Here is a 14,329-nt window from a genome sequence, read left to right as displayed (position 1 = left end):
TTGTCGAGCAGCAATCCGCTGCGTGACCCGGCGGACCGACGGCTCCCGCGTATCGCGGGGCCGTCGGGTCTGGTGATCTTCGGTGTCACGGGCGATCTGTCGCGCAAGAAGTTGATGCCCGCGGTGTACGACCTCGCCAACCGGGGGCTGCTGCCGCCGGGCTTCTCCCTGGTCGGCTTCGCCCGACGCGAGTGGGAGCACGAGGACTTCGCGGCCGAGGTCCACGACGCCGTCAAGGCGCATGCGCGCACCCCGTTCCGGGAGGAGGTCTGGCAGCAGCTCCTGCAGGGCATGCGCTTCGTCCAGGGCACCTTCGACGACGACGAGGCCTTCGAGCGGCTGCGCGGCACGATCGAGGAGCTGGACAAGGCGCAGGGGACCGGCGGGAACTTCGCCTTCTACCTGTCCGTGCCGCCGCGGTCCTTCCCGGTGGTGATCCAGCAGCTGAAGCGGCACGGGCTGGCCGACCAGCAGGGCGGCTCCTGGCGGCGCGCGGTCATCGAGAAGCCCTTCGGCCACGACCTGGCGTCGGCGGAGGAGCTGAACCAGGTGGTGCACGAGGTCTTCGCACCCGACCAGGTCTTCCGGATCGACCACTACCTCGGCAAGGAGACCGTCCAGAACATCCTGGCGCTCCGCTTCGCCAACCAGATGTTCGAGCCGATCTGGAACCGGTCCTTCGTGGACCACGTGCAGATCACCATGGCCGAGGACATCGGTATCGGCGGCCGGGCCGGCTACTACGACGGCATCGGCGCGGCCCGCGACGTCATCCAGAACCACCTGCTCCAGCTGCTCGCGCTGACCGCCATGGAGGAGCCGTCCTCCTTCGACGCGGACGCGCTGGCGGCGGAGAAGACGAAGGTCCTCAGTGCGGTGCGGCTGCCCCGGGACCTCGGTCTGAGCACCGTGCGCGGGCAGTACACGGCCGGCTGGCAGGGCGGTGCCCGAGCGGTCGGCTACCTCGAGGAGGACGGCATCGACGCGCGGTCGAAGACCGACACCTATGCCGCGATCAAGCTGGGGATCGACAACCGCCGCTGGGCGGGAGTCCCCTTCTACCTGCGCACCGGCAAGCGGCTCGGCCGCCGGGTGACGGAGATCGCGGTGGTCTTCCAGCGCGCCCCGCACTCCCCCTTCGACACCACGGCGACGGAGGAGCTGGGCCAGAACGCGATCGTCGTCCGGGTCCAGCCGGACGAGGGCGTCACGGTCCGGTTCGGTTCGAAGGTGCCGGGTACCTCGATGGAGATCCGGGACGTGTCGATGGACTTCGCCTACGGCGAGTCGTTCACCGAGTCCAGCCCGGAGGCGTACGAGCGGCTCATCCTGGACGTACTCCTCGGCGACGCGAACCTCTTCCCGCGCACGGAGGAGGTCGAACTGTCCTGGAAGATCCTCGACCCGATCGAGCGGTTCTGGGACCACAACGGCAGGCCCGCCCGCTACCAGGCCGGGACCTGGGGTCCCGTCGAGGCGGACGAGATGCTGCAGCGAGACGGACGGAGCTGGCGCCGGCCATGAAGATAGACCTCACGGACACCACGGCCAGCAAGATCAACAAGGCGCTGGTGCAGGGCCGCCGAGCGATCGGCACCCCGGCCGTGGGCATGGTGCTCACCCTCGTCGTCGTCACCGACGAGGAGAACGCCTACGACGCGCTGCGGGCCGCCGGCGACGCCTCGCACGAGCACCCCTCGCGCACCCTGGTCGTGATCAAGCGGCACGCCCGCAACCCGCGCGACCGCACCCGTTCCCGGCTGGACGCCGAGGTGCGGGTCGGGGCGGACGCGGACACCGGCGAGACGGTGGTGCTGCGCCTGCACGGCGACGTGGTGGACCAGGCCCAGTCGGTGGTGCTGCCGCTGCTGCTGCCGGACGCCCCCGTCGTGGTGTGGTGGCCGGTCGGCGCGCCGCTGGACCCGGCGAAGGACCCGCTGGGGGCGCTGGCGCAGCGCCGCGTCACGGACACCTACGCGGCGGAGCAGCCGGTGCGGGAGCTCGCCGCCCGGGCGGCCACCTACACGCCCGGCGACACCGACCTGGCGTGGACCCGCATCACCCCGTGGCGCTCGATGCTGGCGGCGGCGCTGGACCAGGTGAGCTGCGAGGTGCGCGGCGTCGAGGTGGAGGGCGAGGAGTTCAATCCGAGCTGCGAGCTGCTCGCGATGTGGCTCGCGGACCGCCTGGACGTCCCGGTCCGGCGGTCGGTGTCCGGCGGGCCGGGCCTGACCGCGGTCCGGATGGACACCAGTTGCGGCCCGATCGCCCTGGACCGCCCGGACGGCACTCTCGCCACCCTGTCCGTCCAGGGCCAGCCGGACCGCGCCGTGGCGCTCAAGCGCCGCGAGACGGCCGAGCTGATCGCGGAGGAGCTGCGCCGGCTGGACCCGGACGACACCTACGCCTCGGCACTGCGCTTCGGCGTGGAGCGGCTGGACACGGGTGCCACCGGTGGCGAAGGCTCCGCGGGAAGGCCGGCGGCGGACCCGGACGGCGCGGCGGCGCCCGACGGGCAGGAGGCGGAGGCGCCCGCCGCGGCGCCGGCGAAGAAGGCCGCGAAGAAGGCCTCGGGCGGGTCCCCGGCGAGGAGGGCGACGGCGAAATGAGCACTCCGCAGCTCGTCGTGCACCGCGACAAGGAGCTGATGGCGCAGGCCGCGGCGGCCCGCCTGATCACCCGGATCGTCGACGCGCAGGCCTCCCGGGGCTTCGCGTCCGTGGTCCTGACGGGCGGCCGCAACGGCAATGCGCTGCTCTCCGCGCTGGCCGCCGCGCCGGCCCGGGACGCCGTGGACTGGGGCCGCCTGGACCTGTGGTGGGGTGACGAGCGGTACCTGCCGGAGGGCGATCCGGAGCGCAACGTCACCCAGGCGCGCGAGGCCCTGCTGGACTCGGTCCCGGTCGATCCGGAACGGGTGCACGCCATGCCCGCCTCGGACGGGCCGCACGGCGAGGACGCGGACGCTGCGGCGGCCGCCTACGCGGGGGAACTCGCGCGCGCCGCGGGCGCCGAGACGATGAGGCCGGCGTCGGCGGACGGGGTACCGGCCTTCGACGTCCTACTGCTGGGCGTCGGCCCGGACGCGCACGTGGCGTCGCTGTTCCCGGAGCTGCCGGCGGTGCGGGAGACCGAGCGCACCGTGGTCGGTGTGCACGGTGCCCCGAAGCCGCCGCCGACCCGGATCAGCCTCACCCTTCCCGCGATCCGCTCGGCCCGAGAGGTCTGGCTGCTGGCGGCGGGCGAGGACAAGGCGAAGGCCGCGGCGATGGCCCTGTCGGGCGCGGGTGAGGTGCAGGCGCCGGCGGCCGGGGCGACCGGCCGCGCCCGCACCCTGTGGCTGCTGGACGCGGCGGCGGCCTCGCGGCTGCCGCGCTCGCTGTATCCGCCGGCGATGTCCTGACCCGGCCCGGTCCTCGTGGCCGGGGGCCCGGTCCGGGTGCGCGACGCGGTACCCGGGGCGGCGGTCGCCGGTGACGCCCGGACACCGGGGGCGGTGGCGGCGGACCGCCCCGCCCTCCCCCGCCCCCGGTGTCCGGGCGCCCGCGCCCGGCGGGCTGGCCGGCCTATTTCACCGAGCCGGCCATCACCCCCTGCACGAAGTGCCGCTGGAAGGCGAAGAACACCGCCACCGGCACGATCAGCGACAGGAACGCCCCCGGTGCGAGCACGTCGATGTTGCTGCCGAACTGGCGTATCTGGGACTGGAGCTGCACGGTCAGCGGCTGGGAGGAGCTGTCCGCGAAGAGCAGCGCGACCAGCATGTCGTTCCACACCCACAGGAACTGGAAGATGGCGAGGCTGGCGATGGCCGGCCGGCCGACCGGCAGGACGAGCCGGGTGAAGATCCGCCATTCGCTGCCGCCGTCCATCCTGGCCGCCTCCAGCATCTCCCTCGGTATCTCGGCGAAGTAGTTGCGCAGCAGGAACACGGCGAACGGCAGTCCGTAGGCCACGTGGAAGAGGACGACGCCGGGGATGGTGCCGAACAGGCCGAGCGCGCCGAAGAGTTTCGCCACCGGCAGCAGGCCGATCTGGACGGGCACCACCAGCAGCGCGACCACCAGCAGGAACAGCGGTTCACGCAGCGGGAAGTCCAGCCAGGCGAAGGCGTATCCGGCCAGTGCCGCGACCACCACGACCAGAGTGGTCGCCGGGACCGAGATCAGCACGGTGTTCCAGAACGCCCGGGTCATGCCGGAGTTCTGCAGCAGCGCGGAGTAGTTGTCGAAGGACAGCTGGCCGGGGCTGGAGAAGACCGTCCACCAGCCGCCCTTCGCGGTGTCCTGGGCCGATCTCAGCGAGGAGAGGAACAGTCCGGCCAGCGGGGTGAGCCACAGCAGGGCGACCACCGTCAGGGCCGCCTGCACGAGCCCGTTGCCCAGGCCCCGCCGGACCGCGTGCACGGCCGCGTTCATCGCTGACTCCTTCTGAAGCGCCGTACGTTGAAGACCATCGCCGGGACCACCAGCAGCAGGAGCAGCACGCCGAGCGCGCTGCCGAGGCCCTGGTCGTTGCCGCCGCCGAAGGACACCAGCCACATCTGGGTGGCGAGCACGGTGGCGTCCTGCTGCACCGGTCCGGGCGCGATGATGTAGACGAGGTCGAAGACCTTCATCACGTTGATGACCAGGGTCACGAAGACGACGGTCAGCACCGGCGCGAGCAGCGGGACGGTGATCCGGCGGAAGATCTGCCATTCGCTCGCGCCGTCCATCCGCGCCGCCTCCAGTGCGTCGCGCGGCAGCGTGGCGAGCCCGGCGCCGATCAGCACCATGGCGAAACCGGTCCAGATCCACAGGTAGGCGCCGATGATCGCGGGCGTGACCAGGGTCGGGCCGAGCCAGGAGATGCCCTGGTAGGGCGGGGCGAAGTTGCCGGCGGGCAGCCGCACCCCGTATGTGCCCTGCTCCAGCCCGGTGAAGCGGAAGTAGCCGTCGGAGCCGGTCGTGGTGGCGGCCACCGTGCGGCCGTCGCGCACCGCCTCGACCCGCATACCGGGCAGTCCGCTCTCCCCTGCGTCGACCCGGCCCTGCTTCCCGCCTCCGCCGGGGGTGAAGTCGAGGTAGACGACCCCGGACAGCTCGCCGGGGCCCGCCTTGCGGGCCGCGGCCGGCGCGGCGGGCCGGGCGTCGCCGGGCAGTTCGCCGGGCGCGACGCCGACCAGTCCCAGCGTCACCGTGTCGCCGGGGGTCAGCCCGGCGCCGTCGGTCAGGTAGGAGCCGTCGGGTTGACCGACGAGTCCCTGCCCCTCGCGGGCGCGTGCCGCCGGGTAGCTGGAGCTGCCCTCGAAGGCGTCGTGCACGGAGACCGCGGCGGCGTTGAGGACTCCCTTGTCGGGGTCCTGGTCGTAGGCGAGCCGGAAGATGATGCCGGCGGCGAGGAAGGAGACGGCCATCGGCATGAACAGCAGCAGCTTGAACGCGGTCGCCCAGCGGATCTTCTCCACCAGGACGGCGAGGATCAGTCCGAGGCCGGTGAGCAGTGCGGGCGCCACGACGACCCAGATGGCCGTGTTGCGGACGGCGCGCAGGGTCGTCGGGTCGCGGAACATCTCGGTGTAGTTGCCGCCTCCGACGAAGCGGGTGCCGGAGGCGTCGAAGAAGCTGCGGCCGACGGAGAACAGCACGGGGTAGACGACGAGCGCGCCCAGGAGGAGGAGCGCGGGGAGGACGAAGAGGACGGCGATGATCCGCCCCCGCCGCCGCATCCGCCGCGCGCGGTCGGCGTGCGGGGTGCGCGGCGGCGGGTTTGCCCCGCCCCGCTCCTTCGGGAGTGTGGTGGCGGTCATGGCGGCTCAGTTCTGGTAGGCCTTGGCCGCCGCGGTCTCCAGCGCGGCCGCGGTCGCCTTCGGGTCGGACGGGTCGCGCAGGAAGTCCTGCAGGATCTTCCACTCACCGGCGCCCTTGGTGCCGCCGAAGGCCGCCGGGGCCTGGTCGGACATGTCGAAGCGGACCGAGTCGCCGGCGTTGATGAGGGACTTGGCGGTGGCGCGGGTGACGTCGTCGCCGTACGCGGCCAGGTCGAGCTTCTTGTTCGGGGAGAGGAACCCGCCCGCCTTGGCCCACACCGCCGCGGCCTCCGGGGTGGCCAGGTACTCCAGGAGCGCCATGCCGGCCTTGGCGTCCTTGCCGTCCTTCAGGACGACCGCCGCGTCACCGCCGCTGACCACGGGGGCGGGGCCGCCGTCGACCGGGGGGAAGGGGAAGAAGTTCGCGTCCTTGCCGATGGTGCGGCCGAACTGGTCCTTGGCCACGCCGGCGACGAAGTCGCCCTCGTAGACCATTCCGGCCTCGGGCTTGGGCCCGAACACCTTCTCCACGGAGCCGGGGAAGTCGGTGCTGAGGGCCTCCTTCTGCCCGCCGGCGACGAGCTGCTTGTCCGAGAAGACGCGGCCGAGGGTGGTGAGCGCCTTGACCACGCTGGCGTCGGTCCACTTCAGGTGGTGTGCGGCGAGGGCGTCGTACTTGTCGGGCCCGGCCTGGGAGAGGTAGATGTTCTCGAACCAGTCGGTGAGGGTCCAGCCGTCCTGGCCGGCTACCGAGAACGCGGCGAGCCCGGAGTCGGAGACGGTGTGTCCGGCCTTGAGCATGCCGGCGAAGGTGGTGGGCTTCTGGACGCCGGCCCGGGCGAGGGCGTCGGGGCTGTACCAGACGGTCGACTTGTGGGCGGCCTTGAAGTACAGGCCGTAGAGGGTGCCGTCGACGCTGCCGTAGTTCTTCCAGACGGGCGCGTAGTCGGCGTCGATGGTCTGCTGGGCCGTCTGCGACAGCGGCCGCAGCCAGCCCTTCGCGGCGAACTGCTGCAACACGCCGACCTGCGGGACCATCACCACGTCGGGTGCGTTGCCGCCCTCGATCTTGCTGCCGACGACGGTGGAGACGTTGTCGCCGGTCGACACGAACTGCGCCTTGGCGCCGGTCTTGGCGGTGAAGGCGTCCAGCACCTTCTGGAAGTTCTTCTGCTCGCTGCCCGACCAGACGCCGGCCACGGTGACCGTCTGGCCGGCGAGCGCCTTCCCGCCGCCGCCCGCCGGGGCGGGGTCGCCGCCGCAGGCGGTGGCGCCGAGTGCCAGGGCGAGTGCGGTGCAGGTGGCGAGCAGGGTGCGTCGTCTCATCATCGTCGGTGTCCTTTCGGGACGGGGGTGGTGACGGGGGCTCAGTGTTCGGTGATCCACCAGGCGGCGGTGGAGCCGGGCAGTACGCCGGGCGGGCAGGGGCCGCTGGACAGCAGCGGGGTGCCGGGGACCGGTGCGGGGGCGGGCGTGGCGCCGAAGTTGACGGCGCAGACCAGGGCGCCGCCGCGGGTGAAGGCGAGGACGCCGGGCGGGCTGTCCAGCATGCGCAGGGTTCCCTCACCGAGTTGGGGCAGTTCGCGGCGCAGTTGGAGGCCGTCGCGGTAGAGGTGCCAGAAGGAGCGGGTGTCGGCGAGGGCGCGGTCGGTGGCGTACTCGGCGAAGTAGTCCGGTTGCGGCAGCCACGGCTTGGCGTCCGCGGCCCCGGAGGTGAAGCCGAACGGGGAGGCCTGACCGGACCAGGGCAGCGGCACCCGGCAGCCGTCGCGTATCCGGGCGCGGTTGCCGGTGCGGCGGTAGATGGGGTCGGTGAGCACGTCGTCGGGCAGGTCGACGACCTCCGGCAGGCCCAGTTCCTCGCCCTGGTAGACGTAGGAGGCGCCGGGCAGGGCGAGCATCAGCAGCGCGGCGGCGCGGGCGCGGGCGGCGCCGAGGCCGCTGCCCTCGGTGGCGGGTTCGCCGTAGCGGGTGACGGTGCGCACCTGGTCGTGGTTGTTGAGCACCCAGGTGACGGTGGATCCGGTGCCGGCGATGTCCTGCATGGCCTCGGAGATGACCTTGGCGAAGGCGTCCGCGTCCCACGGGGCGCTCAGCAGGTCGAAGAAGAAGGCCTGGTGCAGTTCGTCGGGCCGGACGTAGTGCGCGTGCTCGCGGGCGGTGGGGACGGAGACCTCGCCGACGAGGAGGCGCTCGTGGCCGTCGCGGGCGGTGTACTCCTCGCAGACCGCGCGCCAGTGCCGCCACACGCCGTGCACCTCGGGCTGGTTCCAGGCGAGCGGGTTGACCGAGTCGCGGGTGCGGGCGTCCGCCTCCGGGTCGTCGGAGTCGGGCAGCTCGGGGTGCTTGTACAGGCCCGCGGCGACGTCGATGCGGAATCCGTCCACGCCGCGGTCCAGCCAGAAGCGGAGGATCCGGTCGAACTCCGCGTGCACCTCGGGTGCGCGCCAGTTCCAGTCGGGCTGCTCGGCCGCGAACATGTGCAGGTACCACTGTCCGGGGCGGCCGTCGGGCTCGGTCACCCGGGTCCAGGCCGGGCCGCCGAACATGGAGTGCCAGTTGTTGGGCGGCTGCTCGCCGCCGGGTCCGCGGCCGTCGGCGAAGTGGAAGCGGGCGCGGGCGGCGCTGCCGGGCGGGGAGGCCAGTGCTTCCCGGAACCACGGGTGGGCGCTGGAGCAGTGGTTGGGCACGATGTCGAGCAGCACCCGCAGTCCGAGCCGGCGGGCCGCGGACATCAGCCGGTCGAACTCGGCGAGGTCGCCGAAGAGCGGGTCGACGTCCCGGTAGTCGGCGACGTCGTAGCCGTGGTCGTGCTGCGGTGAGGGGTAGAAGGGGCTCAGCCAGATGCCGTCGACGCCGAGCTTCTTCAGGTAGGGCAGTCCGGCCCTGACCCCGGCGAGATCGCCGATGCCGTCACCGGTGCTGTCCAGGAAGCTGCGGACGTACACCTGGTAGATCACCGCGTCGCGCCACCAGCGATGCCTGTTCAAATCCTTGACCTGTCTATCTGTCGAGGAAGGTAGTCGTTATGCATGCATGTTAAGTAGTGGTGTCGCGAGGATGTCAACGAATCTGCGCCAGACTACTGGCGAGTTGGGGTTTCAATTCAGGACATAACAGCCCATGAAGGCAACAGATGAGACGTCCGCGTTACCTAACAGGTAACTAGGAGGGGAAGTGGAAAACGCGACAACGGGCGGCGGCCGGGGCGGCGGGGGTCACCGGCGGGAGAGCGCCGCGAGCTCCCGGGCCAGCCGCCGCACCGCGCTCTCGGGCGTCTCGTGCCCGGTCAGCGCGTCGTGCACGACCGCCTGCACCGCCAGGCTCACCTGGTCGTACCGGGGGCTCTTGGGCCGCGGGGCGGCCGTGAGCACGCTCTGGCGCAGGGTCGGCAGATAGGGGAACCGCCGGACCAGCCCGGGGTCCTCGTACAGGTCGGCGCGCACCGGCGGCAGCGCTCCGCGGACCAGGACCTGGCGCTGCACGCGCTCGCTGGTCAGGTAGGCGATCAGGCGCTCGGCCGACTCCGGGTGGCTCGCGTGCGCGTTGACGGCGAGATTGGACCCCCCGAGCACGCTGGTGCCCGGGCCGTCCGGACCGGGCAGCGGCACCACGCCGACCTTCCCGGCGAGCGGCGAGCCCGCGGCGGAGGCGGCGGCGTAGGCGTACGGCCAGTTCCGCAGGAAGAGCAGCCGGCCGTCCAGAAAGGCCTGTTTCGACTCCTCCTCCTTGTACGTCAGCGCCTCCCGCGGTATCCAGCCCTCGCGCACCCCGCGCACCAGGAAGCCGATGCCCTCGCGGGCGGCCGCGGAGTCGACCGTCACCCGCGCGCCCTCGTCGCCGAGAATGCTGCCGCCCGCGGAGTAGACCGCCTCGGCCGCGTTGACCGTCAGCCCCTCGTACGGCAGGAACTGGCCCGCGTAACCGCCGAGACCGTGCTTCGGCGCGATGGTCCGGGCGTCCCGTTCCAGCTCCGCCCAGGTGCGCGGGGGCGGCACGCCCTCCTCGGCGAGGATGTCCTTGCGGTAGAGGAGCAGCCCGGCGTTGGTGACGTACGGCACCGCGTACAGCCGCCCGTCGTAGGTGGCCGTGCCCACGACGGGGGGCAGGAAGGCCTTCAACGGGAAGCGGCCGCGCGGCAGCGGGCGGATCCAGCCCGCCGCGGCGAACTCCGAGGTCCAGTCGACGTCGATGTTCAGCACGTCGAACCGGCCGCGGTTGCCGCCGCGCAGGTCGGTGACCATCTGCGCGCGGGTCTCGTCGGCGGAGTCCGGCAGCTCGACCAGGGTGACCCGCTCGCCGGGATGGGTGCGGTTCCAGCCGTCCAGCAGCGGACCGAGATAGCCGGTGAGGTCTCCCGCGGTGGCCAGGGTGAGCGGTCCCCGACCGCTCGACGGCGCCTCCTCGGCACGGGCGCCGGAGGCCACGCAGCCGGTCAGCACCACCGCCAGAACGAGGAGGCCCCTACCGGCGGCACGCATCCACCGCATAGGTTCCTCCCTGTACACCGGCACCGGGCGCCGTCGCCCGGAATCAGGGCCATGTATACCGGTTAGGTATGGGCGATACTAGGGCCTGGCACACGTAGCGTCTGCCACATCACGAGAGCGCGGGGAGGAGAGCACGAAGTGCGCCTGGCCCTGCTGGCTCTCCTCGCACGCGGTGCCGCCCACGGCTACGAGCTCAAACAGGACCTTGAGCAACTGCTGGGCTCCGCGTACCCTCAGCCCAACGTCGGCCAGGTCTACGTCACCCTCGGACGCCTGGAGAAATCCGGGCTGATCGAGGGCGAGGACGTCGAGCAGTCCAGCCGGCCCAACAAGAAGGTCTACCACCTCACCGACGCCGGGCGGGAGGCGCTGCGCGCCTGGTTCGAGGAGACCGAGGACGAGGCGCGGGTACGGGACGAGTTCTTCATGAAGCTGGCGCTCGCCCCGCAGACCGGCCTCGCCGACCAGATCACACTGATCAACAGGCAGCGGCGCCAGTACCTCAACACCATGCGCAGTCTGTCGAAACTGGCCGCGGCCGAGGACCGCGACAACCGCATCGCCCAGCTCCTGATCGAGGGCGCGATGCTGCATCTGCAGGCCGACCTCGACTGGCTGGAGCGGTGCCAGGAAGAGCTGGAGGAGCTGGAGTGAGCGCTGGGGTGAGCGACGACCCCGCGCCCGTGCTGCACGCCGAGGGCCTGGTGAAGACGCACCACGGCGAGGGCGCCCCGGCACGGGCCGTGCGCGGGGTCGACCTGTGCCTGCGACCGGGCGAGTTCGTCGCCGTCACCGGCCCCTCCGGCGCCGGCAAGTCGACACTGCTGCACCTGCTCGGCGGGCTGCAGAGGCCGGACGCCGGCAGCATCCGGCTGGACGGGCGGTGCACGGACGCCTACTCGGAGGCCCGCTGGGCCGAGGAGCGCCGCAAGCACATCGGGATCGTCTTCCAGTTCTTCAACCTGGTGTCCAACCTGTCGGTCGCCGACAACGTGGAACTGCCGGCCCTGCTCGCCGGCTGCCCGGTCAGGCGCGCCCGCGCCGAGCGGGCCGAGCTTCTGGCCGAACTGGGGCTGACCGGCAAGGAACGCAGCATGCCGGGCGAACTGTCCGGCGGCGAGCAGCAGCGGGTCGCCCTGGCCCGCGCCCTGGTCAACCACCCCCGCCTGCTGCTGGCCGACGAGCCGGCGGGCAGCCTGGACAGCAGGGGCACGCGCGAGGTGATGCGGCTGCTGTCCCGCTTCCACCAGCGCGGCCAGACCATCCTGCTGGTCACCCACGACGCCCGGCTCGCCAGTGCCGCGGACCGGGTGATCAGCTTCTTCGACGGCCGGATCGTCGACGACGCCGAACTGGACGGCCGGCCCGCCCGCGGCACCGGCATATCGGGTGTGCTGGAGCTGAGGGAGTGACCATGCCCGGGTGGGAGGACTGATGCCCGTGCGAGCCACCCTGCGCTGGGCGCACTCCGATCTGCGCACGCACCGCGGCGAGGCGCTGTTCATGGTGCTGGCGACCGCCGGCGTCGTCGTCTCGCTGCTGCTGGCGACGGCCCTGTTCGGGTACGCGACCAACCCGTGGCAGCGGGTCTTCACGCAGACCCGCGGCGCGCACGTGTGGCTGCACACCGGCACCTCGGTCGACGACCGGGTGCTCGGCCGCCTCGACGGCGTCGACTCCGTCGCCGGCCCCTACGCCACCGAGAGCGCGACCGTGACCTCCCGCGGCACCCGCGCCGCGGTCGAGCTCCGCGCCACCGGCGCGCTGCCCGAGGTGGGCCGCCCCCTGCTGACGGCCGGGCACTGGCTGCGCGGCGGCGACCCGGACGGCGTGGTCCTGGAGACCCGGCTCGCCCAGGCCCTGCTCGCCCAGCCCGGGGACCGGCTGACCCTGCCCGGCACGGCCCGGACCCTGACCGTGGTGGGCGTCGCCGACAGCGCCGAACCGGGCTACCGTCCCGGCGAGCAGGCCGGCCTGGTCTGGGCCCCGCCGGCCGCGGTCCGTGACCCGGACGCCCAGGTCGTCGGGCTGCGGCTGAAGAACCCGGACGACACGGACTACGCCGTCCAGCGCGCCGTCACCGCCCTCGGCGCGGGCGCGGTCGGCGAGGTGTCCACCTGGCGGCAGGCCCGGGCCGAGGCGCGGAACGACGCCAGGCTGCTGGGCCAGGTGCTGGGGCTGTTCGGGCTCGGCGCACTGCTCGCCGCCGGCTTCGCCGTGCACGGCGCGATCGCCACCCGCATCCGCGGCCATCTGCGGGACATCTCCGTCCTCAAGGCGATCGGCTTCACACCCGCGCAGGTGGTGCGGGTCTTCCTGCTCCAGCACGTGGTGTACGCCCTGCTGGGTGCGGTGTCCGCGGCACTGCTGGTGCGGGGGCTGGGCGACCGCGTCCCGGGCCGGCTCGGCGACGCGGTGGGTCTCTGGCAGGGCCTGCCCGGCCACACCGCCGCCCTGCTGGCCGTCCCGGTGGGCGCGGTGCTGTTCATCGCCGCGGTCACCGGCCTCGCCGCCTGGCGGGCCGGACGGGTCCCCCCGGTGCCGCTGGCGCGTCCGGCCGCACCGGCCGGTGGACGTCTGTCGGGTCCGGCGCGGCAGGCACTCGGGCTGCGGCTGCCGCCCGCGCTGGTCCTGGGCTGGCACCGGGCCTTCGCGCGCCGGGCGCGCACGCCGGTCGCGGTGGGTCGGCTGGCGCTGCCGCTGCTGCTGATCGTGGTGGCGCTGAGCGCGTGGACGACGATCGACCGCTTCCACACCGCCCCGGAGCGGATGGGGCTGCCCGCCGCGCTCACCGCCCGCCCGGACCGGGGGCTGAGCGACGCGCAGACCCGGGCGCTGCTGGCGCGGTCCCCGCAGATCGCCGCCGTCTATCCCGGGGCCGAGGTGGCGGCGCTGGTTCCCGGGCAGACGGCCACCATCGCGCTGCGCGGTCTGGGCACCCGCGAGGACCCCTACCCGTACACCCTCGCGGAGGGCCGGCCCGCGCGCGGCCCCGACGAGGCCGTCGCCGGCCAGGGCCTGCTGGACCTGCTGGACGTGCGGGTGGGCGACTGGGTGCGGATGACGGTCGGCGACCAGCCGGAGATCCTGCACCTCGTGGGCCGCAGCATCGAGCCGGAGAACGCCGGCCGGGTCGTCTCCACCTCGCTCGACACCCTGCGCGAGAACGACCCCCGGATCACCCCGACGCTCTACCAGCTGCGGTTGCGACCCGGCGCGGACCGGGACCGGGTCGCCGCCGAGCTGACCGCGGCCGCTCACGGGCACCTGGACGTGCACGCCGTCCCGAACCCCGCCGACGGCCTGTCCCCGCTGCGCGGGGTCGTCGCGGGACTCGTGGCCGTACTGGCGCTCATCGGCGTCGTCGAGCTGCTGACGGTGATCGGCGGGACGGTCCGGGAGAGCGAGCGGGACCTGCTCGCCCTGAAGGCCATCGGCCTCTCCCCCCGCCAGATCACCGCGATCTCCGTCACCGCCACGGCCTGCACGGCCCTGGCAGCCGCCGTCACCGCCACCGCCCTCGGACTGCCGCTGGCCCGCTGGCTGATCAACGCCCAGGGCGCCCACAGCGGTATCGGCGCCGGAATCGCCCGGCTGCCCTCCGCCGTGCTGCTGCTCCTGGTCGCCGCCGCGGCCGTACTGGGCGCGACCGCGCTGACCGCCGTACCGGCCGCGCGCGCGACGCGCCGGCGGCTGGCGGACTCGCTGAGCGCGGTGACCTGAGGGGCGCGGTGACCTGAGGGGCGCGGTGACCTGAGGGGCGCGGTCCGGGGACGCACGGGCCGCCGCCCCGGGACCCGGCGGGCGGGCCCGTACGCCCGGACTGCGGGCCGGGGCTCGGGAACAGCGGGCCGGACTCCGGCGCGGCGGCCCGGTGGGGGTGCGCGCCGGAGTCCGGTCGCCGACCGTCAGGTGGACGGCGCGTCAGTCACGCCCGCGCATTCCCCGGTAGGCGGCGACGAGTGCGGTGGTGGACGGGTCGAGGCCGGGGACGTGGGCGCCCTCGGTCAGGGCGGGCTCGACCCGCTTGGCGAGGACCTTGCCCAGT

11 protein-coding genes are annotated in these 14,329 nt (G+C 73.2%); 6 read left to right on the top strand and 5 right to left on the bottom strand.

Going from position 1 to position 14,329, the window contains the following annotated elements; translation table 11 throughout:
* From zwf to pgl, 3 genes are read left to right on the top strand one after another with little or no spacing between them, the layout of a single operon-like run.
* A complete protein-coding gene (gene zwf / locus ACL02U_RS21910; protein ID WP_412792584.1) occupies window positions 1–1,524 on the top strand; it encodes a glucose-6-phosphate dehydrogenase in 1,524 nt (507 codons plus the stop codon).
* Window positions 1,521–2,609: a glucose-6-phosphate dehydrogenase assembly protein OpcA gene (gene opcA, locus ACL02U_RS21905; RefSeq protein ID WP_412792583.1), complete on the top strand. Its 1,089-nt coding sequence runs from the start codon at window positions 1,521–1,523 to the stop codon at window positions 2,607–2,609. The genes zwf and opcA overlap by 4 nt, the downstream gene beginning before the upstream one ends.
* Window positions 2,606–3,403 (top strand): 6-phosphogluconolactonase, encoded by a 798-nt coding sequence (gene pgl / locus ACL02U_RS21900; RefSeq protein ID WP_412792582.1) that lies wholly within the window; start codon window positions 2,606–2,608, stop codon window positions 3,401–3,403. The genes opcA and pgl overlap by 4 nt, the downstream gene beginning before the upstream one ends.
* Before the next feature lie 163 nt (window positions 3,404–3,566).
* Here pgl and ACL02U_RS21895 read toward each other — a convergent pair whose 3' ends face one another.
* From ACL02U_RS21895 to ACL02U_RS21875, 5 genes are all read right to left on the bottom strand, one after another.
* Complete coding sequence (locus ACL02U_RS21895) at window positions 3,567–4,406, bottom strand: carbohydrate ABC transporter permease (protein WP_412792627.1); 840 nt, start codon at window positions 4,404–4,406, stop codon at window positions 3,567–3,569.
* An 8-nt stretch (window positions 4,407–4,414) separates the two neighbouring features.
* Entirely contained in the window at window positions 4,415–5,791 is a 1,377-nt protein-coding gene (locus ACL02U_RS21890) for an ABC transporter permease subunit (RefSeq protein WP_412792581.1), read from the bottom strand.
* A 6-nt stretch (window positions 5,792–5,797) separates the two neighbouring features.
* Entirely contained in the window at window positions 5,798–7,120 is a 1,323-nt protein-coding gene (locus tag ACL02U_RS21885) for an ABC transporter substrate-binding protein (RefSeq protein WP_412792580.1), read from the bottom strand.
* A 38-nt stretch (window positions 7,121–7,158) separates the two neighbouring features.
* Complete coding sequence (locus ACL02U_RS21880) at window positions 7,159–8,781, bottom strand: glycoside hydrolase family 13 protein (RefSeq protein ID WP_412792579.1); 1,623 nt, start codon at window positions 8,779–8,781, stop codon at window positions 7,159–7,161.
* A gap of 228 nt (window positions 8,782–9,009) precedes the next feature.
* Window positions 9,010–10,281, bottom strand: a complete 1,272-nt coding sequence (locus tag ACL02U_RS21875; protein ID WP_412792578.1) for an ABC transporter substrate-binding protein — start codon at window positions 10,279–10,281, stop codon at window positions 9,010–9,012.
* A gap of 138 nt (window positions 10,282–10,419) precedes the next feature.
* Between ACL02U_RS21875 and ACL02U_RS21870 the strand changes: the two genes are divergently transcribed.
* Genes ACL02U_RS21870 through ACL02U_RS21860 form a run of 3 tightly spaced genes read left to right on the top strand, consistent with a single transcriptional unit; the run spans window position 10,420 to window position 14,004 of the window.
* Entirely contained in the window at window positions 10,420–10,935 is a 516-nt protein-coding gene (locus tag ACL02U_RS21870; protein ID WP_412792577.1) for a PadR family transcriptional regulator, read from the top strand.
* A gap of 8 nt (window positions 10,936–10,943) precedes the next feature.
* The gene (locus ACL02U_RS21865) at window positions 10,944–11,693 is read left to right on the top strand and encodes an ABC transporter ATP-binding protein (RefSeq protein ID WP_412792626.1); all 750 of its coding nucleotides are present in this window, start codon (window positions 10,944–10,946) and stop codon (window positions 11,691–11,693) included.
* A gap of 28 nt (window positions 11,694–11,721) precedes the next feature.
* Complete coding sequence (locus ACL02U_RS21860; RefSeq protein ID WP_412792625.1) at window positions 11,722–14,004, top strand: FtsX-like permease family protein; 2,283 nt, start codon at window positions 11,722–11,724, stop codon at window positions 14,002–14,004.
* The last annotated feature ends 325 nt before the right edge of the window (window positions 14,005–14,329 follow it).

This window comes from Streptomyces sp. MS06 (assembly GCF_047200655.1).
Lineage (GTDB): Bacteria > Actinomycetota > Actinomycetes > Streptomycetales > Streptomycetaceae > Streptomyces.
The sequence above is the reverse complement of the archived record's forward strand: the minus strand, read 5'-3'. Positions and strand labels throughout refer to the sequence as shown.

Coding starts and splice junctions, on each gene's coding strand:
- opcA (WP_412792583.1), top strand. CDS start 1,521: ATGAAGATAGACCTCACGGACACCACGGCCAGCAAGATCAACAAGGCG.
- pgl (WP_412792582.1), top strand. CDS start 2,606: ATGAGCACTCCGCAGCTCGTCGTGCACCGCGACAAGGAGCTGATGGCG.
- ACL02U_RS21890 (WP_412792581.1), bottom strand. CDS start 5,791: ATGACCGCCACCACACTCCCGAAGGAGCGGGGCGGGGCAAACCCGCCG.
- ACL02U_RS21885 (WP_412792580.1), bottom strand. CDS start 7,120: ATGATGAGACGACGCACCCTGCTCGCCACCTGCACCGCACTCGCCCTG.
- ACL02U_RS21875 (WP_412792578.1), bottom strand. CDS start 10,281: ATGCGGTGGATGCGTGCCGCCGGTAGGGGCCTCCTCGTTCTGGCGGTG.